The 20,704-nt window shown below is 67.4% G+C and carries 22 protein-coding genes and 3 pseudogenes; 15 read left to right on the forward strand and 10 right to left on the reverse strand.

Going from position 1 to position 20,704, the window contains the following annotated elements:
• From ACFUJR_RS31895 to ACFUJR_RS31905, 3 genes and pseudogenes are all read left to right on the forward strand, one after another.
• A pseudogene (locus ACFUJR_RS31895) lies at positions 1-381 on the forward strand (IS21 family transposase); the annotation flags it as partial.
• Positions 378-1,151 carry an IS21-like element helper ATPase IstB gene (gene istB, locus ACFUJR_RS31900; RefSeq protein WP_383172976.1) on the forward strand — a complete coding sequence of 258 codons (774 nt, stop codon included), beginning with the start codon at positions 378-380 and terminating at the stop codon, positions 1,149-1,151. The pseudogene ACFUJR_RS31895 and the gene istB, both read left to right, overlap by 4 nt.
• A gap of 26 nt (positions 1,152-1,177) precedes the next feature.
• A complete protein-coding gene (locus ACFUJR_RS31905; protein WP_383172975.1) occupies positions 1,178-1,774 on the forward strand; it encodes a hypothetical protein in 597 nt (198 codons plus the stop codon).
• 10 nt (positions 1,775-1,784) lie between these two features.
• Here ACFUJR_RS31905 and ACFUJR_RS31910 read toward each other — a convergent pair whose 3' ends face one another.
• Complete coding sequence (locus ACFUJR_RS31910; protein ID WP_383172973.1) at positions 1,785-2,699, reverse strand: ISAs1 family transposase; 915 nt, start codon at positions 2,697-2,699, stop codon at positions 1,785-1,787.
• Positions 2,700-3,037: 338 nt separating this feature from the next.
• A pseudogene (locus ACFUJR_RS31915) lies at positions 3,038-3,463 on the reverse strand (ISAzo13 family transposase); the annotation flags it as partial.
• Between the two features lie 273 nt (positions 3,464-3,736).
• On the opposite strand from ACFUJR_RS31915, the gene ACFUJR_RS31920 reads away from it, so the two are divergent.
• On the forward strand, positions 3,737-4,945 hold the full coding sequence (locus ACFUJR_RS31920) for an IS110 family transposase (RefSeq protein WP_383172982.1): 1,209 nt from the start codon (positions 3,737-3,739) through the stop codon (positions 4,943-4,945).
• Positions 4,946-5,163: 218 nt separating this feature from the next.
• On the opposite strand, the gene ACFUJR_RS31925 is transcribed toward ACFUJR_RS31920, so the two are convergent.
• Positions 5,164-6,429: an IS701 family transposase gene (locus ACFUJR_RS31925; RefSeq protein WP_383172980.1), complete on the reverse strand. Its 1,266-nt coding sequence runs from the start codon at positions 6,427-6,429 to the stop codon at positions 5,164-5,166.
• A gap of 534 nt (positions 6,430-6,963) precedes the next feature.
• Here ACFUJR_RS31925 and ACFUJR_RS31930 point away from each other — a divergent pair.
• Both ACFUJR_RS31930 and ACFUJR_RS31935 read left to right on the forward strand, forming a co-directional pair.
• Entirely contained in the window at positions 6,964-7,818 is an 855-nt protein-coding gene (locus tag ACFUJR_RS31930; RefSeq protein ID WP_383450986.1) for an IS5 family transposase, read from the forward strand.
• Positions 7,815-8,198, forward strand: coding sequence for a hypothetical protein (locus tag ACFUJR_RS31935; RefSeq protein WP_383172970.1), 384 nt, complete (start codon positions 7,815-7,817; stop codon positions 8,196-8,198). The genes ACFUJR_RS31930 and ACFUJR_RS31935 overlap by 4 nt, the downstream gene beginning before the upstream one ends.
• 22 nt (positions 8,199-8,220) lie before the next feature.
• On the opposite strand, the gene ACFUJR_RS31940 is transcribed toward ACFUJR_RS31935, so the two are convergent.
• Positions 8,221-8,631, reverse strand: a complete 411-nt coding sequence (locus tag ACFUJR_RS31940) for a hypothetical protein (protein ID WP_383172969.1) — start codon at positions 8,629-8,631, stop codon at positions 8,221-8,223.
• A gap of 250 nt (positions 8,632-8,881) precedes the next feature.
• The gene (locus tag ACFUJR_RS31945; RefSeq protein WP_383172968.1) at positions 8,882-9,406 is read right to left on the reverse strand and encodes an ATP-binding protein; all 525 of its coding nucleotides are present in this window, start codon (positions 9,404-9,406) and stop codon (positions 8,882-8,884) included.
• Positions 9,407-9,668: 262 nt separating this feature from the next.
• Here ACFUJR_RS31945 and ACFUJR_RS31950 point away from each other — a divergent pair.
• The 4 genes and pseudogenes from ACFUJR_RS31950 (at position 9,669) to ACFUJR_RS31965 (ending at position 11,756) form a co-directional block, all read left to right on the forward strand.
• Positions 9,669-10,258 (forward strand): annotated as a pseudogene (locus ACFUJR_RS31950) (FAD-dependent oxidoreductase).
• Between the two features lie 47 nt (positions 10,259-10,305).
• Positions 10,306-10,743 carry an FAD-dependent monooxygenase gene (locus tag ACFUJR_RS31955; protein WP_383172966.1) on the forward strand — a complete coding sequence of 146 codons (438 nt, stop codon included), beginning with the start codon at positions 10,306-10,308 and terminating at the stop codon, positions 10,741-10,743.
• A 59-nt stretch (positions 10,744-10,802) separates the two neighbouring features.
• Positions 10,803-11,099 (forward strand): hypothetical protein, encoded by a 297-nt coding sequence (locus ACFUJR_RS31960; RefSeq protein WP_383450992.1) that lies wholly within the window; start codon positions 10,803-10,805, stop codon positions 11,097-11,099.
• A gap of 39 nt (positions 11,100-11,138) precedes the next feature.
• Complete coding sequence (locus tag ACFUJR_RS31965) at positions 11,139-11,756, forward strand: TetR family transcriptional regulator (protein ID WP_383172965.1); 618 nt, start codon at positions 11,139-11,141, stop codon at positions 11,754-11,756.
• 164 nt (positions 11,757-11,920) lie between these two features.
• Here ACFUJR_RS31965 and ACFUJR_RS31970 read toward each other — a convergent pair whose 3' ends face one another.
• Positions 11,921-13,042, reverse strand: coding sequence for a class I SAM-dependent methyltransferase (locus ACFUJR_RS31970; protein WP_383172963.1), 1,122 nt, complete (start codon positions 13,040-13,042; stop codon positions 11,921-11,923).
• 148 nt (positions 13,043-13,190) lie between these two features.
• Here ACFUJR_RS31970 and ACFUJR_RS31975 point away from each other — a divergent pair, with 148 nt between their 5' ends.
• From ACFUJR_RS31975 to ACFUJR_RS31990, 4 genes are read left to right on the forward strand one after another with little or no spacing between them, the layout of a single operon-like run.
• Positions 13,191-13,802 (forward strand): VOC family protein, encoded by a 612-nt coding sequence (locus ACFUJR_RS31975; RefSeq protein WP_383172962.1) that lies wholly within the window; start codon positions 13,191-13,193, stop codon positions 13,800-13,802.
• A gap of 35 nt (positions 13,803-13,837) precedes the next feature.
• Entirely contained in the window at positions 13,838-14,665 is an 828-nt protein-coding gene (locus ACFUJR_RS31980; RefSeq protein ID WP_383172960.1) for an SDR family NAD(P)-dependent oxidoreductase, read from the forward strand.
• 42 nt (positions 14,666-14,707) lie between these two features.
• Positions 14,708-15,520 (forward strand): class I SAM-dependent methyltransferase, encoded by an 813-nt coding sequence (locus tag ACFUJR_RS31985; RefSeq protein WP_383172958.1) that lies wholly within the window; start codon positions 14,708-14,710, stop codon positions 15,518-15,520.
• Between the two features lie 35 nt (positions 15,521-15,555).
• Complete coding sequence (locus ACFUJR_RS31990) at positions 15,556-16,122, forward strand: GNAT family N-acetyltransferase (RefSeq protein WP_383172956.1); 567 nt, start codon at positions 15,556-15,558, stop codon at positions 16,120-16,122.
• Positions 16,123-16,138: 16 nt separating this feature from the next.
• On the opposite strand, the gene ACFUJR_RS31995 is transcribed toward ACFUJR_RS31990, so the two are convergent.
• From ACFUJR_RS31995 to ACFUJR_RS32010, 4 genes are all read right to left on the reverse strand, one after another.
• The gene (locus tag ACFUJR_RS31995) at positions 16,139-17,533 is read right to left on the reverse strand and encodes an amidase (RefSeq protein WP_383172954.1); all 1,395 of its coding nucleotides are present in this window, start codon (positions 17,531-17,533) and stop codon (positions 16,139-16,141) included.
• A 6-nt stretch (positions 17,534-17,539) separates the two neighbouring features.
• Entirely contained in the window at positions 17,540-17,725 is a 186-nt protein-coding gene (locus ACFUJR_RS32000) for a hypothetical protein (RefSeq protein ID WP_383172952.1), read from the reverse strand.
• A gap of 126 nt (positions 17,726-17,851) precedes the next feature.
• A complete protein-coding gene (locus ACFUJR_RS32005) occupies positions 17,852-18,787 on the reverse strand; it encodes an AEC family transporter (RefSeq protein ID WP_383172950.1) in 936 nt (311 codons plus the stop codon).
• On the reverse strand, positions 18,765-19,409 hold the full coding sequence (locus ACFUJR_RS32010; protein ID WP_383172948.1) for an RNA polymerase sigma factor: 645 nt from the start codon (positions 19,407-19,409) through the stop codon (positions 18,765-18,767). The genes ACFUJR_RS32005 and ACFUJR_RS32010 overlap by 23 nt, the downstream gene beginning before the upstream one ends.
• A gap of 729 nt (positions 19,410-20,138) precedes the next feature.
• On the opposite strand from ACFUJR_RS32010, the gene ACFUJR_RS32015 reads away from it, so the two are divergent.
• Positions 20,139-20,678 (forward strand): hypothetical protein, encoded by a 540-nt coding sequence (locus tag ACFUJR_RS32015; RefSeq protein WP_383172947.1) that lies wholly within the window; start codon positions 20,139-20,141, stop codon positions 20,676-20,678.
• Positions 20,679-20,704: the final 26 nt, after the last annotated feature.

The raw sequence follows: 20,704 nt of genomic DNA on the forward strand, positions 1-20,704 counted from the left end.
GTCCAGCCATGCGACCGTTCGGCCCGTCCGGTGCCGCCCGGAACAGCGACCGGGCGGCACGTCACGACGGGGCGAACGTTGCCTGATGCGGCACTAGCCGTCCATTCGCGAGCGGTCGGCCGAGGCGCCCGGATCGTGGATGAGAAGCACTGGGACGGCCTGCCCACGGGGGCCAGCCGACGCGTCACCACCGGTGACGGAGGTCTGCCGCGGCCCCGCCGCCACGACGCCCCGGCCTCGCAGGCCGGGCCGCTGGCGGCCCTCCTGAACCGGGCCGCGGTCACCCAGGTCGAGGTCGGTCGCCGACCGTTGTCGGTCTATGACGAGCTGACCGGCACCCGCCCCTTCACCACCAAGCCGAGCGCGAAGGAATCGTCTTGAGCGAGCTGGTCTCCACCCGCATCCGCAACACGGCCGGCAAGCTGGGCCTGCCTCACCTGGCCGAGGCCCTGACCCAGTACGCCCAGCGGGCTGACGAGGCCAAACTGGGCTACCTCGACTTCATCGACCTGGTTCTCTCCGAAGAACTCGCCGTCCGTGACGACCGCCGCTTCCGCACCGGTCTGCGGATCTCGAAGCTGCCCCACCACAAGACCCTGGACGACTATGACTTCTCGTTCCAGCCCGAACTCGACCCGCGCAAGGTCAAGGACCTCGCCACGTTGTCGTTCGTCGAGGCCAAGGCCAACGCCGCCCTGCTCGGGCCGCCGGGAGTGGGCAAGACACATATCGCCGTCGCTCTCGCGGTCGCGGCCTGCCGGGCCGGGTACTCGATCTACTTCACCAGCCTCGACGACATGGTCCGCAACCTCAAGACCGCCGAGGCCGCAGGAAGGCTGACCAGCAAGCTCGGCAGCTACCTGCGGCCGGCGGTTCTCGTGGTCGACGAGGTGGGCTACCAGCCCCTCGAACGAGCTGAGGCCAACCTGGTCTTCCAGGTGATCTCAAAGCGCTACGAAAAGGGCTCGATCATCCTGACCTCGAACAAGACCTTCAGTGAATGGGGACAGGTGTTCGGCGACGAGGTCCTGGCCACCGCCATCCTCGACCGCCTCCTGCACCACTGCGACGTCATCTCCATCAACGGCCCCAGCTACCGGCTCAAGAACCGGCTCGCTGCCATCGAGCGAGACCAGGCAAGCGCAGCCTAATAGTTCATGTGGTCGACAATGAGCGCATGGACGTCCCTGAGCTGCTCGAATCAGCTTCCCTGCTGGTTCCGGAAGAGACCGCCACCGAGAACGACATCACGGTGCGAGACATCTGGGACTACCTCGTCCACGACGAGTGGGAGATCGCCCTGGGCCTGCTGGAGGAGCTCGGGGACGGTCGCTCGCTCCCTCTTGCATTTTGGGAGGAGCTCGCCGAAGCGGCCGAGCAGCTCCGGCTTGAGCGGAGCGCGGCCTGGTGCCATTGGCGGTGCTCCGAGATCCGCAACGGCGTGATCCGGGCGGATCTGACACTCCGTCCTGCCGCCGAAGCGCGACGCAAGACGCCAATCTCCGGCGCCGGTGTTCTGCGACCCATGTGGGACATCGGACACCTCTCACCCACCGGTGGACGTGCGGTCAGCATCGCCTCGCTCTGGGTTGAAAACATGCCCATGCTGGAGCCCGGCGGACGAGCCACGGTTCGCCTCGTGCCCCTCACCCCCTCCCACTGGACGCACCTCCGGCCCAGCCAGCAGATCACCATGCACGAGGACCGAACCGTGGCCGGCACCGCAGTCATCCTGGAGGTTCATCGCCCTGCCACCGCCATGCCCGCGGGATGACGTGACCGGCTCACAGACTCCCTGCTGGTGCACGTATCTCCGTACTTGGTGGAGCACTCACAGGAGTACGCCGACAGCCGGTCTGTTTGCGGCGTCGGTGGACGCGGAGGGCGAGGCGGCCGTGGGGGAAGGCGATCCCGCCGAGTTCGTCGGCGATGCCGCAGGTCTTGATCGAGCGGGACTCCCGGCGGCCGTGTCCGGCAGAGGAAGCGGTGTGCTGGACGGCGATGTCCGGCCAGGGCAGGGCGGCGAGCTGCCGGTGGGCGGTCGGCTGATTCCGCTTGATCATGGCGATGTAGTGGGCGTTCTTCGCCTCGACCAGCCAGGTGACGTTCGCCTTGACTGAGTGCAGGGCGTCGAAGGTGACGACGGTGCCGGTCAGGTCCAGCGGTTCGAGCAGGGGCCGGAAGTGCGCGGTCTCGTTCGTCTTGGTTCCGACCTCGGCCTGGGCGAGGGTCAGGGCCCGGTGGTGAGTGACGGCGGAGAGCAGGTGTCTGCGGCTGGCGTTCAGGCGGGCCGATCCTCGCAGTGACTTGCCGTCGACGGCGATCACCTGTCGTTTCCCCGAGACTGTTCCCGCGGTGTTCCGGGCGGTGAGGTAGGCGCCGACTGCTTGGTCCAAGGCGTCACCATCGATGGCCGCGAGCACGCGGCCGATCGTGGTCCGCGAGGGGGCACGACGCCACCTGAGCGGATGCCGTCGGACTCCGAGGGCCGTCAGCACGGTGTCCGAGGCCCGTGCCGCCCACTCGGCGATCTCATCCACACTCCTCATTCCGGAGACGGCCGCGCAGGCACAGACGAGGAGGATCGCGGTCAGCGAGTACCAGCGGCCCCGCCTCGCCCGCGGGTCGGGCACCCGCTCCAGAAAGGGCCGCAGGTCAGCGACTTGACTGGCATCCAGCGGACCCAGCTTCACCAGCACCGGCGGGATGAGAGAAGATGCAGCGGCAGGCACGGGCCACCTCATGATCGTTGAGCTTCGACACCCCAATGATCACGAAGCCCGTGCCTGCTCTGCTATGCACCCCAACCGGTCACGGTCCGACCAACCGCCCGACCCCGGAACTCGCCCAAGCCCTGGGTGGCGGGTGGGACCGTTGAGGGCGTGGCGGCGGTGTTCGGGGTGTCGCTGAAGGCGGTCGATGGCTGGTGGGTGAAGTGGCTGGCCGGCGGGCGGGAGGCGCTGGTGATGCGGCCGCGGGGCAAGCCGGTCGGGGTGCACCAGGTGCTCGGGGAGGCCGCGCAGGCCGCTGTGCGGCAGGCGATGGCCGGCAGGCTGAAGCCCTCCTCCCGCAGCAGGCCAGCGACTGTGTCGACGGAGACCCGGTGGCCCTGCCGGGTCAGCTTCGCCGCCAGCTTTCGAGTCGACTTCGTCGTCCACAGCAGCGGCGACATCGGATCGCCCCGCTCGTCAGGCTCGACCGACGCCAGCAGCGCGGGCAGCAGCCCCGGGGCAAACTCGCTCGCCTTCTTCCGACCTCCGCCACGACGACGGACTCGCCCCAACGGTGCCTGGCAGGAGTCGAGTTCAGCCACCCCACGCGAGACCGCGCCCTCCCCTACCCCGGCCGCAGCGGCGACGAGCCTGATCCCACGATGCCCCAATGACCGCGCTTCCGCCCCTATGGCCAGTCGACGCTGACGCTCGTCCAGGTGCGGTAACAACGCCTGGAACTTCACGGCCAGGGCCGCCTCGATCCCCGTTATGTTCTTCGCGGTCCTGCAAGAGGACCGCTGGCCTCCGGGCCCGGCATGACTGTGTCCCCCTGTCGAAAGCATGACCTGGGGGGTGGTGTCACCGGGTCCGTGGGGTGCCGTCGGAGACGCTGATAAGAGGTCCGACCACCGCCTGACCGGGCGCAATGCCCGGTCGTTCGAGGGCGGCAGGTCTGCATAACGTGGATGCGCGAGTACGACACCGATGCCAAGGCCAGCCGCACTGAAGGAGTGGAGAGCACAGTGTTCGACACCGGCGGCGTAGGCGTGTTCCTGGGCCTGGACGTCGGCAAGACCGCTCATCACGGCCACGGGCTGACCCCGGCCGGGAAGAAGGTCTTCGACAAGCCGCTTCCCAACAGCGAGCCGAAACTGCGGGCCGTTTTCGACAAGCTGACCGCAAAGTTCGGCACCGTCCTGGTGATCGTGGACCAGCCGGCCTCCATCGGCGCCCTCCCCCTCGCGGTCGCCCGTGACGCGGGCTGCCAGGTCGCCTACCTGCCCGGACTCGCGATGCGGCGGATCGCCGACCTCTACCCCGGCGAGGCGAAGACCGACGCGAAGGACGCGGCCGTGATCGCGGACGCCGCCCGCACCATGCCACACACCCTGCGCTCGCTGGAGCTGACCGACGAGATCACCGCAGAGCTCACCGTCCTGACCGGCTTCGACCAGGACCTCGCCGCCGAGGCCACCCGCACCAGCAACCGGATACGCGGCCTGCTCACCCAGTTCCATCCGTCGCTCGAACGGGTCCTGGGTCCGCGTCTGGACCACCCCGCAGTGACCTGGCTGCTGGAACGCTACGGATCCCCGGCCGCCCTGCGCAGGGCCGGCCGCCGCAGGCTCGTCGAGGTGATCCGGCCGAAGGCTCCACGCATGGCTGGGCGGCTGATCGATGATGTCTTCGACGCTCTGGATGAGCAGACCGTCATCGTCCCCGGGACCGGCACGCTCGACGTCGTGATCCCTTCCCTGGCCCGCTCGCTCGCGGCCGTCCACGAACAGCGCCGGGCCCTGGAGGCCCAGATCAAGGCCCTGTTGGAGGCCCACCCTCTTTCCAAGGTCCTGACCTCGATGCCGGGGGTCGCGGTCAGGACCGCCGCCGTGCTGCTGGTCACCGTCGGCGACGGCACCGGCTTTCCCACCGCCGCCCACCTCGCCTCCTACGCCGGACTCGCACCGGCCACCAAGCAGGCGGGGACCTCGATCCACGGCGAACACGCACCCAGAGGCGGAAACCGCCAGCTCAAACGCGCGATGTTCCTCTCCGCGTTCGCCGCCCTGCACGACCCCGCCTCTCGCACCTACTACGACAAATGCCGCGACCGCGGAAAAACCCACACACAAGCCCTCCTCCGCCTCGCCCGCCACCGCATCAGCGTCCTGTTCGCCATGCTCCGCGACGGCACCTTATACGAGTCACGAACGCCCGCAGAAGCAGCCGCATGACCGTCTCGGGCTTGACGAACGACATAGAGGCACCCCCCGGTCTCTCCATACCAGACCAACGATCCCCGCGGCCGGAAGCCACGACCTGTTTCCCGGCAAGTCCATAGTAGTGCTTGGTCAGGTCGGGGCTGGTGTGGGTATGTCGCGGTGGCAGGTGGGGCAGGCGCCGGTCCATGTCGCGAGGAGGGTCTGTAGCTCGCGGACGACGTGGTAGAGGCTCAGGCCGGCGCCGTTCCTTTTGGGGCTCTGGCCAGTCGTTGCAGGGTGCAGAAGGCATGGGCGACGGAGACGAGGGTGACATGGTGGTGCCAGCCGTTGAAGGTGCGGCCCTCGAAGTGGGCCAGGCCCAGGGCCTGTTTCATCTCACGGTAGTCGTGTTCGATGCGCCAGCGGAGCTTGGCGAGGCGGACCAGGGTGGTCAGCGGGGTGTCGGCAGGCAGGTCGGAGAGCCAGAACTGAACAGGTTCGTCCTGGCCGGCCGGCCATTCGGCCAGGAGCCAGCACTCGGGCAGTTCCGGGCCGTCGGCCGTCTGGCGGACCTCGCGTCCGGCGGGCCGGATCCGCAGGGTCACGAACCGGGAGTACATCCGTTTGAAGCCGCTGCGGCCGGTGCCGGGCCGGGAGCCCTCACGCCATTGCACCGGCTTGGCCGCCTTCCGGCCGGCGGCGATGACCAGCTGTTTCACCGACTGCGGCTGGTCGGGGTACTTCGCCACCGGCGGGCGTCCGGTCCCGGAGTACGGCTCGGTCACCGGCACCGCGTGGCCTGGCTGGGCCGAGAGGGTGGTGGAGATTCCCGCCACGTAGTTCAGGCCGCGGGCCTGCAGCCCGTGCCGGAAGGCAGCCGCGTCTCCGTATCCGGCGTCCGCGATGGCCAGGGGCACCTCGACGCCCCACGAGCGGGTCTCGTCGAGCATGTCGAGTGCGAGCTGCCACTTCTCCACATGCCCGATGTCGTCGGGGATGCCGCAGGCGGTGCGGCGGGCGACCTTGGCCGGATCGGCCTTCGGTGAGGCCGGATCCCAGGTCTGGGGCAGGAACAGCCGCCAGTCGACCGCCGCCGAGGCATGGTCCGAGGCCAGGTGCAGGGAGACCCCCACCTGGCAGTTGGTGACCTTGCCCGCGGTGCCGGTGTACTGCCGCGACACACACGCCGAGGCGGTGCCGTCCTTGAGGAACCCGGTGTCATCGAAGACCAGCGCGGTGGGCCGGATTGCCTCTTCCATCCTCCAGGCCAGCCGGGCCCGCACATGCGCCGGATCCCACGGGCTGGTGGTGATGAAGTGGGCCAGGGCCTGACGGTTCCCGTCCTCGCCCAGCCGGGCGGCCATCGGCTCGACCGACTTGCGCTGCCCGTCCGTGAGCAGGCCCCTCAGGTAGACCTGCCCCCACCGACACTGGTCGTTCCTCGCAAACGGCTCGAAAACCTCCGCCGCGAAGTCCTCCAACTCGCCACGCACAACAGCAATCTCGTCCGGAGTCACACTCTCCCAACGCAACACCCAGCCATAAGGAAACGCTCAGCCACAACCAACATGACCAAGCCCTAATAGGAGCGTCAATGCAATGCCGAAGCCCTGAACGGCGCGTTCAAGACCGAGCTGACCGAAGTGCGGCGCCCCTGGAAGACGTCGAACAGGTCGAGCGGGCGTCCTTCCAGTGGATCACCTGGCACAACGAAGAACGCCTCCCCTCCGCACTCGACTTCACGCTGTCGGCCAAGGACTAGGAAATCTTCTGGCGGAGCCAGGAACGAGTCCCGCAGTCCGCCTGAACCAATCAAGATCGGACTCTACGAACCCCGGGGCAGCTCATGACCTACCCCTTGCGCCGACGGAGCGTCCCACACCATTGCGCAGACGGATGAGTCCAGGTCGTCGATCATGTGGGCGCCGGGGAATACGCGAGCGTACTGAGTGGACGTTAAGTCCGATCTTCCTCGGTTCGTGATCGCTCGATCGTGGTACTGATCGCCATGCCGGACATCCGCTGGGCATGTTCATGCTGAGATGCAGGCCATGGAGAGAAAGCCGTACCCCAGCGACTTATCGGACGAGCAGTGGGCGTTGATCCAGCCGATGATCACGGCCTGGAAGCAGGACCGGGTCGCACGGTCAGCGACCGGGGATCCCGGAGCCTGCGACCTGCGGGAAGTCGTGAACGCGATTTTCTACCAGAACCGGACGGGCTGCCAGTGGCGCTACCTGCCGCATGACCTGCCGGCCTGGTCGGCGGTGTTCTACTACTTCACGCTGTGGCGCCAGGACGGCCTCGACCAGCGCGTCCAGGAACTCCTGCGCTGCCAGGTGAGGGAGAGAGCCCGCCGATTAGAGGACCCGTCCCTCGTGATCATCGACACCCAGTCCGTCCGCGCCGCGGCGGGTGTCCCGAAGACCACGACGGGACTGGACGCGCACAAGAGGATGTCGGGCCGCAAGCGGGGACTGGCCGTCGATGTGATGGGGCTGGTCATCGGCGTCGTCGTGCTGGACGCCTCCGCACACGACAACGCCGCCGGCACCGCCCTGCTCGACCAGGCTGCCGAGCGGTGCGGCAACCGCCTGGAGAAGGCCCTGGTGGACCAGGGCTTCAAGGACGAGGTCCTCATCCACGGCGCCCTGCTGGACATCGACGTCGAGATCGTCCGCCGCAACCCCGCTGACCAGGGCAAAGGCTTCATCCCGCAGCCCAAGCGGTGGATCGTGGAGCAGGTCAACGGCACGTTGATGCTGCACCGCCGCCTCGCCCGTGAGTACGACCACCGGCCCGACACCTCCGCCTCACGCGTCTACTGGGCCTCGATCGCGAACATGGCCCGCCGCCTCACCACACCGTCTTCGGCCTGGCGCGACACCCTCGGGCTGGCCGCGTGAACCTCACCGAGCTCCTGGCCGGCCTCCAGGCCCAGCACGACGAGACCACCGCCCAGGCCGGTGAACTACGCGACCAGATCCAGCACTTGACCGCCGCCCTGGCCGAGGCCGAAGCGCGACTCGCGGACCTGGCCACCACCGCCAAGGTCATCGCCGAACTCGCACCCGCTGGAGGCGACCCCGATCCGCCCGAGACGAACACCGCCTACCAGGCCATCGTGAACGCCTTCAACCAGCACCCCGGCCAGGTTTTCCGAGCCCGTGAGCTGCACGAACTCCTCGGCATGCCCACCGACGAGGCATCCGTCAACATCACCCGCAGCCGCCTCGGACGCCTCACCCGCCAAGGCTTCCTCACACAGCCCGGACGAGGCTGCTAGCAGAAACGGACTTAACGTCCACTTACAACGCGTCACCCAGTGACCGGACACGGACACAAGCCACGGCCGTAGTTACTGGGCGCCATGGTGTTGAGGTGTAGAGGCCGGGTCCGAGCTTGTGGATGAGGCCGCTGGCGGTCCACCGATTCAGTTGCCTGTACATGGCCTCCAGGGTGATGTCGCCGAAGTGGGCGGCAATTTCACGGGGCTGCCAGAGACGCGTGGGGTCTTCCTGAAACAGGGCCAGGATGCGGTGTCGGCGCCGCGCGGCAGAGGTAGCGTACCGGTCGTCCCGGGAGGCCGTGGGCAGCGCGGGTGACTGATCCACGGGTTCGATGACGGTGACGTCGAGGCGGGTAGCGGTGCGGCTGATGTCGGGGCGGCCGTCGGCGTGGCGCTCGCTGTACCGGGACATCGGCGACTCGAACGACACGGTCCGAAACTCCCCTCTGGGGTTGTCGGCTGGGCCAGCGGCCCGGCCAGCACTTCGAACAACGCCCGCACCGGTGCACTGCCGAGTCTCCGGCGCAGGTCACACCGCACTTTCCCCGACGGACAGACCACCGACATCCCGGACAGGCCGGCGGTCAGCCTGGTCCAGACGAGCCGGTCAACTCACCTGTGTGACCTGCAAGAACGTTAACTACCCGGCCTTAGACAAGGCTCCCTGAGTGTGGACACCGTTAGAGAGTTGCCGCCTGCCCGGGGTAGGCGAGCCGGGCCCAGTGCGTGGTCCGGCCGTCCGGAGTGACGCAAAAGCCGCAGGCTTCCGCGAGGCCCTCGACGATGCTCAGACCGCGGCCGTGCTCGTCGGCCTCGCAAGAGGATGTCCACGTTCCCTCGGAAGCAGCGGGGCCGGCATCACTGACCTCCAGGCACACCGTGCCTTCGGCTCGCGCGCGGCGCACATGCAGCTGCACCGGTCCCCGGGCGTGTTCTATCGAGTTGGAAACCATCTCCGATACAACCAGCTGCGCGTCATCTATCGAATCCGCCGGAACGCCCCAGTCGCCGAGCAGGGTTCGCACGATGCACCGGGCTACCCCCGGCGCTGTCACGTCATGCGGGAGGGCATGCTCGGCAGCAGAGTTGGGTGGCTTGCGGCTGGGGCGAACCTGCTCGGAGTGCGGCGCCTGCGCCACGGCCCGGTGTATGCCCTGAGTCTGGACCCCACGTGTCACCGCGATCACCTCATTCGAGAACCCCATTGCTTGCCATCCACGCTGCGCTACCGCTCTGCACTTGGACTTTCCGGCCGATTCCACCCCGATTTCAGCGATAGGCACGACTCGGGCATCGAAGAGAATTCGTTCACCTGCACGGTCGGCGATGAAGGCGTCTACTTCGCGGCCCGCAGACGTTAGTTAATAACATCTGATAGCACCTAACGCTCGATCGAGGCACCTCATCCTTGTACCGACTGTTGGAATCGCCGGGGCCGGTCCCACCGGCCTTGCCTTGGCATGCGGATTGCTGGCCGCCGGGATTCCGATCCGAGTGGTGGACAAAGTACGGGGTCCGTCGATGACCTCCAGGGCCTGGGACTCCAGCCGCGGGGTTCGGAGGTTCTGGACCGGCTCGGCGCTCTCGGCGACCTGCCGCAGCGGTCGGTGCCCATCCGGCAAGTGACCACCCATGTCGACGGTGAGCCTGTCGCTCGACTGCAGGTCGGCCACCGCACCAATCTGGTGACCCGGCCGGGGCTGCTCATGTCACAGGCCGAGGTGGAAGCACGGCTCCGGCACAGGCTCGTCGAGCCGGGAGTCGACGTCGAGTGGGGGCAGGAAGTACTCGCGGCAGAGCAGTACGCCGAGGGCGGGTCCGTCCAGCTCACCGACGGACGGGTGAACGCCGGCTGGCTGGTGGGGTGCGACGGCGCGCACAGCCTGGTGCGCAAGACCGCGGGCATCGATTTCCCCGGCGTGGCCGTCGTCGAGCGCTTCCTGCTCGCGGACGTGCGAACCCATCTGCCACTCCCCCGGGACGCGGTGTCGGTATGGCTGCGCGCCGACGATATGCTTGCCACCTTCCCCTGCCCGGTACCGACGTCTGGCGCCTAATGGGCCCGGCGCCCGCGGGTACCGGAGGGGACCTCGATGCCGACGCCGTGCTGACCACGCTGGTCGAGGCGCTGGGCGGCGACCAGGCCCGCCTGGCGGTAGCGGCGACGCAGGAGGTCATGTGGACTTCCACTTTCCGCATCCACCGCCGCCTGGCGTCCACCTACCGGAGCGGCCGGATCCTGCTGGCCGGGGACGCCGCCCACATCCACAGCCCGTTCGGGGGCCAGGGCCTGAGCACCGGCCTGAGCGACGCCGAGAACCTGGCCTGGAAGCTCGCCCTCGTCGCCACCGGCCGCGCCCACGACGCGCTGCTGGACACCTACCAGGCCGAGCGCCGGCCCGTCGCACACAAGGTCCTGGAGTCCACCAGCGCCATGACCCGCCTGATCGTCGGTCAGACTCGGTCGGCTCGGGCAATGCGCGACCACCTCTTCGTACCGCTGATGAACCGGCCGCCCGTCCAGCGGCCGATCTGGGAATAGTCCTCCCAACTGAAGGTCAGTCACCGCCGCGGCCCCTGGCCGGACGGTCACTTCTCGCGCTGCCTGTTACGGGCCCGCGTGCCGGCGACCGGATGCCTGACCTGGAGTGCGTCCGCGAAGACGGCTGCCGAACGCGTCTGCATGCCGAGATCGGATCGCGGTGGGCTCTGCTGCCTCTCGACGCAAGCACGGACTTCGCGGTCGTCACCCACCGCCACCTCGGCGAAGCGGCCACAGCCGTACTGACCACCACCCCTACCTCTCCCCTCGCCACCGGCAAGGGGAAGGCACTGCTAGTACGGCCCGACGGCCATCTGGCATGGACCGGCACCTCCCCGGCCACACTGGACGGGTGACTGACGCGCATACTCGGAATCGGCCACATCCGGTGACCGATGACCACAACCCCGAGAGGCATCACGGCCATGAAGCCGCCCTCGACCCCACCGACGGGCCTGCGCGCCCGCAAGAAGGCCCAGACCCGCCGCACCATCCAGGAGCAGGCTCTCAAACTCTTCCTGAGCCAGGGCTACGAGAACACCACCGTCGAAGAGATCGCCGCCGCTGCCGGGGTCTCGCATATGACGTTCTTCCGGCACTTCCCCACCAAGGAAGCCGTCGTCGAATCCGACGACTACAATCCGTTGATCATCCAGCTCATCGAGCGGCGTCCCTCGGACGAGGACGCGCTCACCACTCTGCACCGAGCGCTGGCAAAGGCGCTGGAGAGCGTGTACGTCAGCGACAAGGAGGCACTCCTGGTGCGCACCAGGCTCGTCTTGAGTACACCGGCACTCCGCGCCAGGGTCTGGGAGAATCAATACGCCACCGAGCAGCTGTTAGCCCAAGCCCTCGCCGCGCGCCGGCCGAAAGCCGACACACTGCGTATGCGCGTGACCGCCGCCGCCGCACTGGCCGCGCTGACCACCGCGCTCACTGTGTGGGTGGACAGCGAGGGTGCCGAGGAACTGCCTGCCCTGGTGGACCAGGCATTCGAGGCATTGCGGGGCTGATCCGACCAATGGCGACAGCCGCGGGCTCCTCACACGCACCAGGCCGCCCGTCACACGACTGGATCACGTGACGGGCGGCTCGATCCCGTGGCCTCACAGGGAGTCGACGGTCTAACAGACGCAGCGTGTGGCAACGCGACCCGAGGTCTGCAGCCCCACATGCATCAGACCTGTGCCTCCAGAACCATGTTCACCGGCGTCTCCGCCACCCGGCGCACTGCCGAGAAGCCTGCCTTCACGAGTACGTCGGTCAGTGCCTCTTCACCGGCCTGCGCGCCCAGCGCTGCCCCGTCTCCCTGCGTCAGGGCATTCGGCACACACACCAGCGTCGAGTACGCCGAGTACGTCCGCGCTACTGGATTGCCCACGGCAGCCGCGACGCCCTCCCCTGCCTGAGGCTCGACCAGCATCAGCGATCCTCCTATGGACAGCTGCCTCCGCGCGTGCGCCGCCGCAGCCATCGGCTCGCCCAGATCGTGGAAGCAGTCGAAGAAGGCGACGAGGTCGTACCCTCCGCCGTTGCCGGGTGCGGGGAACGACACCGCGTCGCCGACCTCGAACAGCACCCGGTCCTGGACGCCGGCTTCCTCCGCCCGGATGCGCGCTGTCCCGACAGACTCCGGGTGGATGTCGAACCCGATGAACCGCGAACGGGGGTAGGCACGGGCCATCGCGATCGTCGACGCTCCGTGCCCGCAACCGACGTCCGCGACCACCGCGCCCTGCGCGAGCCGCTGGGCCACGTGCGGCATCGCCGGAATCCACGCCGAGGTCAGATACGTGTCGTAGCCGGGCCGGAACAGCTCCTGGCATCCCGAGAACAGCTTCTCGTCGTGCTCCCCCCACCCGGTGCCCCGCCCTGACAGGAAGCTCTCCACGGTCCGGTCGGCAGCGGCCCACGCCGCCCCGACCAGGTCCACCGCACCCGCGAGAAATGCCGGACTGCCGCTGTGCGCCAGCACCGCCGCGTGCTCCGGAGGAAGACTGTAGGTGTCCGACTGTGCGTCGTACACCACATATCCGCTCGCCACCTGGTTCAGCAGCCACTCACGCACGTACCGCGGCGCCGTCGACGTCTTCTGTGCCAGCTCCTCCGTTGTCGTCGCGTGCTCCGCCAGCGCGCGGTAAAGCCCCAGGCGGCGCCCTACGTACACCAGCACGCTTGATGCCGCCGCGGCGTGATCAGTCAGTACCTGCCCTGCGAAAGCCTGCACACGGGCCATATCGAGGGCGGAAGATTCGGTAGTCATAACACTCTCCCGTTTGATGACGAGGTCGAATCCCATGCTCGATCGTCCCGCTGCAACCTCCCTGACAGGCGGCTGGCAGGTTTCCCGCCACAGCGCTCTCCACATGCCAGCAGAATGCCAGCGGGGTTGCAGGGTCGCGTGAATGATCGTGAAGAGGAACACGACATCAGATGGGTAGAGACTCGTGGAACATCTAATCGACGTATACCCCGGGGACACTGGGGGGCTACTGGAAGCGATTCCCCATTTCTGCTCGGTACAGGCACAACGCTGCCTCGAAAGAGGAATTCGGGTCTGGAAGTTCCCAATTAGCCACGTCGCTCTGCGCACTCGGACCTGGCGTGACTACATTGTGTGGCGTGATGCCCTCGAGCCTCTGTGCAGCGGAAATCTCGAGAACGTGTGGAACGGTCGCCCAATTTCGAAGCTCATGTTGGTCGACCAGCCAGTCGTGACGGCTCCGCACGATTCGTCAGTTCAACGGGTCCCACTCATCGAGCTGATTCCGCCGTTCCATCAGCGCGTATACCGGATGGGTCTGGAGCACGTCGGGTATGTGGTCGGCGACGGCGTGGATGCCTTTGGACGCCTTCATCACGAAGAACTGACCGGTCAGCAATTCCAAGGCCCCGTCAACTCTCCGTACTACGCACTATTCCCGGACTACACGCATGTGAAGTTCTACCGCTGGTCACTGGGCGAGGTTTGCATCAGGGAAGGGAATTCTTTCAGAGGATTCTCCCACGCCGACTGGCAGCCCGCCGACGATCTCGCCGGCCCGTACGAATCCAGCTAAATTCGCTGGAGTGGAGGTTGACTATGACAATTTCCATGAGCCTCTACGGCTCAACTGCCCTAGTCACCGGCGGGTCGGGCGGAATCGGTGAGGCCATCGCCGTTCGACTGGCGGAGGCGGACGCGCACGTGTGGGTACATTACCGGAACTCCCGCCGGAATGCGGAATCGGTTTGCAGGCGCATCACCGAGCTCGGCGGTAGCGCTGAAACAGTTCAAGCAGACTTGACCGATCCAGGCGAAGTAGACGGAATGTTTGCTCGCGTGGCGGATCATGGCGAACTTGACGTCTTGGTCAACAATGCGGGCATCTACCCGGCCGAGCCACTCCTCTCCATGTCCCATGAACAGTGGCGCCATGTCTTCAAGGCAAATACCGAATCCGCCTTCCTCTGCCTTCAGGCCGCAGCCCGAATCATGTCCCGTGACGCCCGGGAGAGCGACGACCCTAGCCGCGCCAGAACCTCAAGGACGTCGATGGGCTCCCTGTACCGGGTGTCGCCGTCCGGGCCTTCGATCATCAACCTGACGTCCCTGTCGGTGCATCATCCGGCAGCCGCCCAGGCGCACTACAACGCGAGCAAAGCAGCCCTCCTCTCGCTCACCCGTACGGCGGCTCAGGAGTTCGGCCCGCTGGGCATCCGCGTGAACGCGATCTCTCCCGGCTTGATCGACCGTCCCGACCTTTCTTCCGTCTGGCCCGAGGGCGTTCGCAGTTGGACCTCTCGTTGCCCGCTGAACCGGTTGGGAACCGCGGATGACGTAGCCGATGCCTGCCTGTTCCTGACCACCTCCCTGGCGTCCTGGGTCAGCGGGCAGGAACTCATTATCGACGGCGGGATATCAGCGGCCCCCGCCTACTGATTGAACCGAGAAGTCGCCGATAGACGTTTGAATGGAAAAGGCATGACGGATGCTGAACTCAGCGCAAATCGCGAACTTTGGGACGCTCGCGCTCGTTCTCACGGCACAACCGAAAATGACAGGTTCTACGACGTCGGTTCGTTTCTGGCAGGGGGCCAGACGCTTTTCAGAGCCGAGCGTGAACTTGTAGGCGAGGTGATCGGACGGGATCTACTGCACCTGCATTGCCACTTCGGAATGGACACCTTGAACTGGGTACGTCTGGGGGCCACGGCGACGGGTGTCGACTTCTCGCCGGTGGCGATCTCTCGGGCGCAAGACCTCGCCGTACGCGCGGGACTGGAAGCCCGCTTCATCGAAGCCGACAGCCAGCAACTACCGACGGACCTGGCCGGCCGGTTCGACGTGGTGGTAGCCACGTACGGAGTGCTGTGCTGGATCGGCGACCTCGACGCCTGGATGTGCGGTGCGGCGATGGCGCTCCGCTCCGGCGGCAGACTGGTCGTGGTCGACCTGCACCCCCTCTTCCAGACCGTTGCCACTCTCACCCCCCTGACAGCCGACTGGCCGTACGGTGGCGGCGACCCTCAGTACGAGACCGTGACCGGAACCTACGCCGACGCCGCGCTGCCGATGCCGGCGATGGACGTGGTGCAGTATCCGCATTCCTTGGGAGAGATCGTGACCGCCGCCGCGGGGGCCGGACTCGTGGTGGACCGGCTCGAGGAGCATCTGGAGGCCGAGTTCGACCCCAGGGGGATCTTGCCCAAGGGGCCGGACGGACATCACTGGTTCCCGTTCAGCGCGACCCATCTCCCGATCCTGTATTCCATGAGGGCATCCCGGACCCGCTGAGCGGCGAGAGATCCCATTCCCAGCAGAGGAGCACTGTGTTCAAAGCAAGTCTCGGCGACGACGGAGCGGAACTGCGTCCGCTGGAACCCTGGCAGGTGGAGGAGTTCCTTGCCCACATCGAGCGGGGTCGACACTACATCGGCCGGTACATCGGCCTGCCCGACGCGGCCGGGGACATCGCGTCCGCAAGAGCGTTTCTCCAGGCGTACGCGGACAAGGCAGCGGCTGACACCGGCCGCCTCTACGGCATCTGGCTGGGCAGCACTCTGGTCGGTGGCGTCCTCTTCCGCACGATGGATGTGGTCGACGGCAACTGCGAGGTGGGCTGCTGGCTGGAACCATCGGCGGTCGGCCGCGGCCTGGTGAGCCGTGCCGCGGCGACGATCATCGACTGGGCCCTGGAGACACGCGGCCTGAACCGGGTGGAGTGGCACGTCTCCTCCACAAACCAGGCCAGCATCAAGGTCGCCCAGCGCCTCGGCATGACTTACGAGGGCACTCAGCGGCAGAACTACCCCTACCGGGGTATACGGCACGACACCGAGATCTGGTCCGTTCTGGCCCCGGAGTGGCGCAAGAACCGGGCGAGCGGCGACGCGTAGCCCGACCACACCGGCGTCAAGAGACGAGGGAGGGCGTGCCGAACGGGCCACGCGCCGCCTCGTATGCCTCGGCGACCTGAAGCAGAGTGCCCTCACTCAGCGGTCTCCCCATCAGCTGCATGCCGATGGGGAGACCGTCGTGGTCGGACCCGACAGGCAGCGATATCGACGGAACACCCGTGATATTGGCCGGCGCCGAGAATCTGAGGAGGGCATCGGTCACACTCTCGGATGTACCGTCCGCCCAGTTCACCTCCTGGCAGCCGACAGGGACCGCGGCCAGTGGGAGCGAGGGGGCGGCGATCACGTCGACGCGGCGGAAGAGCCGAGCCCACGCCTCGCGCATGAGGGTCCTTGCCCGTTGGGCCCGCACGTAGTCCGTGGCGGGAACCAGTTCCCCGGCCTCCAGCAGCAAGCGTACGTCGGCGCCGTACAGGTGGGCTCTGCTCTGAAGATCCGGCCGGTGATAGCAGGACGCCTCCGGCATCATGATGGCCCACTGAACGGCTTGTACGTATTCGGTCATGGGGATATGGACGTCCACCAGGCGCACTCCGAGGTCCGCCAAGGTCTGCACAGCCGCCCGGACCGCGGACTCGACCTCGGGCCGCACGCGCCGGAAGTAGTAGTTCTCCGGCACACCGAGGCGGATTTCCCCCAGGCCACCCGCCGGGCGGCCCGGCCAGTCCCGTGGGAGCTGTCGCACGCTGGCGGTGTCTCGCGGATCGTGGCCCGCCAGGGCTCTGATCACGAGGCCCGCGTCCTCGACCGTACGGGTGACCGGGCCCAGGTGATCCAGCGACCATGACAGCGGAGTGGTTCCGCACCGGGAAATCAGGCCGTAGGTGGGTTTCATCCCCACGACTCCGGTCAGCGCCGAGGGAACTCTGATCGAGCCTCCGGTGTCCGTTCCCAGCGCGAACGTTGCCGCTCCGACGGCGACAGCAGCAGCGGACCCGCCACTCGAACCACCGACGATACGGTCGGGCGCCCAGGGGTTCCGCGTCTGTGGGGTGTCGAGCCCGTAGGCGAACTCATACGTGTGGGTCTTGCCGAGCAGTACCGCCCCGGCCGCTCTGAGCCTGGCCGCGACGGCGCTGTCCTCGGTGGGGACCCTCCCCGCCCGAACCTGTGAGCCGGACTCCGTGGGCACGCCCTTCGTGTCGATCACGTCCTTGAGCGCCATGGGAATGCCGTGGAGGGGACCTCGATACGTTCCAGAGCCAATCTCCTGCTCCGCCTGAGCAGCCGCGAGACGCGCCGTCTCCTCGGTCACCCGTACGTACGCGCAGATCCGGGGGTCGACCTCGTGAATCCGCTTGAGCACGGATTCGGTCAGCTCACGCGGTGAGAGTTCGCCTGCCGCGATCGACGCAGCGGCTTCCGCGAGGGACGCCTCGTATGGTTCCACCCGGCGTCACTCACTGACGGCGATGTAGGCGGGCGCCGGCGGCGTGTCCCCGAGTTCCAACTCCCGCAGCGGTCGGATCAGACGGTGGACGTGGTCCCCCATCGCCGCTGCCGCAGCCATCCGGTCGTCCTTGGGGAGCAGGGAGTCCCAGGCCGCCCATGCCCTGACGGGGGCTGGATCGCTGGGGGTCATCGACTTCTCCTTTCGGATGTCCGCCGTGGTGCCATGAGGGCGGACCACACGAGGCCTCTCACGCGCCATTCATTCCCCACTTTTGGGCGTCTGACTCCGAACGTACGCGGGCGGGAAGCGTCCTCCTCAGCGGAGGAGAAGGCAGACGATGATGAGAGCAGGACAAGCGAGCACGGTGGAGAACAGGATCGAATCCCGGGCAAGCTCGCTGTCGGCACCGTATCGCAGAGCATAGACAAAGACGTTCTGCGCCGTCGGGAGTGCGGAAAGGACGACCGCCCCCAGGAGGGCCGTCCCTGTGAGGTGGAATACGAACACGCCCAGTCCCCAAGTCACTACCGGATGCACGACCACCTTGAGGACGACACAGAGCAGCAGCGCCCCGCGCGCTTCGTGACGGCCCGGTGTTGCCCCGCGCAGCGAAGCCCCGAAGGCAACGAGAACGAGCGGCACGGACATGCCCCCGAGGGCGCTGAGTGGCTCCAGCGCGGCATGAGGTACCCGCCATCCTGAAATCGCCAGAGCGACTCCGGAGGCCGATCCGGCCACGATCGGGTTGCCCAGCGGCGCGAGGAGGAGGCCAAGGAGTGCTCTTGGCCGACGTGAATGTTGCGACGCGTCGAGGAAGGCACAGGCTACCGGGCCCAGCAGGATCTGCTGGAACAGCAGGACCGGTACGACCAGGGAGGCATCACCGAGCAGGCCGGCGGCGACGGGAATCCCCAGGTTTCCGGAGTTGACGTAGCTCGCACACAGCATCCCGGTCAGGGTGCGCGCGCTGTCCCACCTCCGAGCCTTCGCCACCACCGCGACGGCGGCCGAGACGAAGAGGCTGCCAGCGGCGATCGTGAGCAGTGAGGCGGAGAAAGCAGTGAAGGGATCGGAACGGGCGAGTGTCACCATCAACAGCGCGGGTGTGGTGACCCAGAAGGCGAAACGCGCCAGCTGCTCGTCGGCCCCGGGGCCGAGGACGCCTGCCCGTCGGACCACGTATCCCAGTCCGACCAGGCCCAGCAGACCGGAAAGTTCGACGATCACCTCAGAGGTGCGCCAGAAGGTCACTGAGGCGCTGCAGTGCACGGGAGGTACGGCTCTTCACCGTGCCCAGAGGTATGCCCAGCCTGATACTGATCTCCCTCTGGGTCAGGCCGTCGTAATAGGCGAGACACACCACAGCACTCTCGTCCCTCTCCAAGCGCTCCAGCGCTCGTCTGACCTGCCATGCCTGCCAAGCGTCCTCCAGGTCCCCCGCCCCCCCGGCGCCTGCGCACTCGTGCAGCGCGGAGAGGGGAACGCTCTCCGCATGACGGCGGTTCTGCCGGTACACATCGATCGCGGCACGACGGGTGATCGCATAGAGCCAGGGGCGTATGTCGCGCGAGGCGTCGAACTCGCCAGCCGCCTGCCACGCCTTCGTACACGCCCTCTGCACGGCGTCGGCGGCGGACTCGCGGCAGCCGAGCAGAGCGAAGGCGGTGACGAACATCGCTCCCCCATAGGTCCGGAAGACCTCATCGACAGCCCGCTCCTCCTGTTGCTGGAAGCGAGCGGAGAGAAGCTCATTGCCTGACTCCACATCCCACCCCGAAACGAACGCGTCGACTCGCCTGGCACGGTCGACGACCGGTACGACATGCGCACCGTCCCAGCCCGCCCTTCCGAAGCCCTTTTCGGCCGCTTCCATTTGCCTTCCATCCCAGGCGGAGGCCGGAGTACCCCCTGGCCGACCGGCCGTACCGCCGAAGTGGGGGCCCCCGGGAACGATCACAGGATCTGTTTCGGTGGCTCGAATACGCCGGGGAGGAAGCCGCCCCGAGAACTGCCCGGCCATCCAGCGCCGTAGAGAAGAGGAACGCCACCTACCCAAGACAGGAGCGGCATGGACGGGCAGGAAGCAGACGACTCGCGGGCAGGATCGAGCCGGGAGGGCTCCCCGCCCGCCGGCTTCAAGGCATCGGGGGTCTGGCGAGCGTCCTCTCTTTTGCGGGATCCCAGAACGGCCCAGCGCCATGCTGATCTGTTCGCGCCACGCTGGCAGGGAGAGCCAGCTCGTACGGAGGTCTGGTACACGACCCTGACCGATCCGAGGACCGGCACTGGCGTCTGGATCCACCACGAACTCACGGCCCCGGCCGACGGAGAGCCCGCGTACGCACACGGCTGGATCGCGGTTTTTCCGCCTTCGGGTCCCGTCTCACACGCCAGGTTCGGTCCGGGGCGCTGGCGGCACAGTGACTACGGGTTTCGCCTGGGTGCGGTCGCGGCAGATCCGAACGGGCTCCGCGGCGCCGCCGGCGATTTCCGCTGGGACCTGGAGGAAGCCCCTCAGGGCGAACCGCTCTACACCTTCCCCCGCTGGTCATGGCGCCGGCCGTTGCTGCCGGCCGCCCAAATGCTCCCTTCGGCCCGCTCCTTGTTCACGGGCACGGTGGTCTTCGACGGCGGCGCTCTGCGGCTGGCGGACGCACCCGGTGCGACGGCACGCATCTACGGGCACGGCAACGCGCGCCAGTGGGCCTGGCTCCACGCCGACCTGGGAGGCGGCGATGTGCTGGAGATCGTCGCCGCGGTCTCCACGCGCCCTCTACTCGACCGATTGCCGCCGCTGGTGTTTCTGCGTCTCGTGAAGGACGGCCGGGTGTGGCCTCGCCGGGCCGAGCGCAGTGCGCTGGGCTGGGCCGGGCTCGGTCGGTTCCGGGCGCATCTGGGTGAGCGCGGATGGTCTGTGCGGGGGCGCTGCGGGGAACGCCGTATACGGGTCGATGTCGCCCTGCCCCCGGACAGGACGCTCGCCCTCGATTACACCGACCCCGACGGAAGCCCCGCTGTCTGCCGCAACAGCGAGGCCGCTGACGCACGCGTTCGGCTGCAGCGGTGGCAGGACGGGGGTTGGTACGACGAAGGTACGTGGTGTCTGACCGGCACAGCGCATACCGAGTTGGGCAGCCGCTAGAAACCTCCTTGTCCGAGCGGTACCGC

It is taken from the genome of Streptomyces sp. NPDC057271 (assembly GCF_042668715.1).
Classification (GTDB): Bacteria; Actinomycetota; Actinomycetes; order Streptomycetales; family Streptomycetaceae; genus Streptomyces.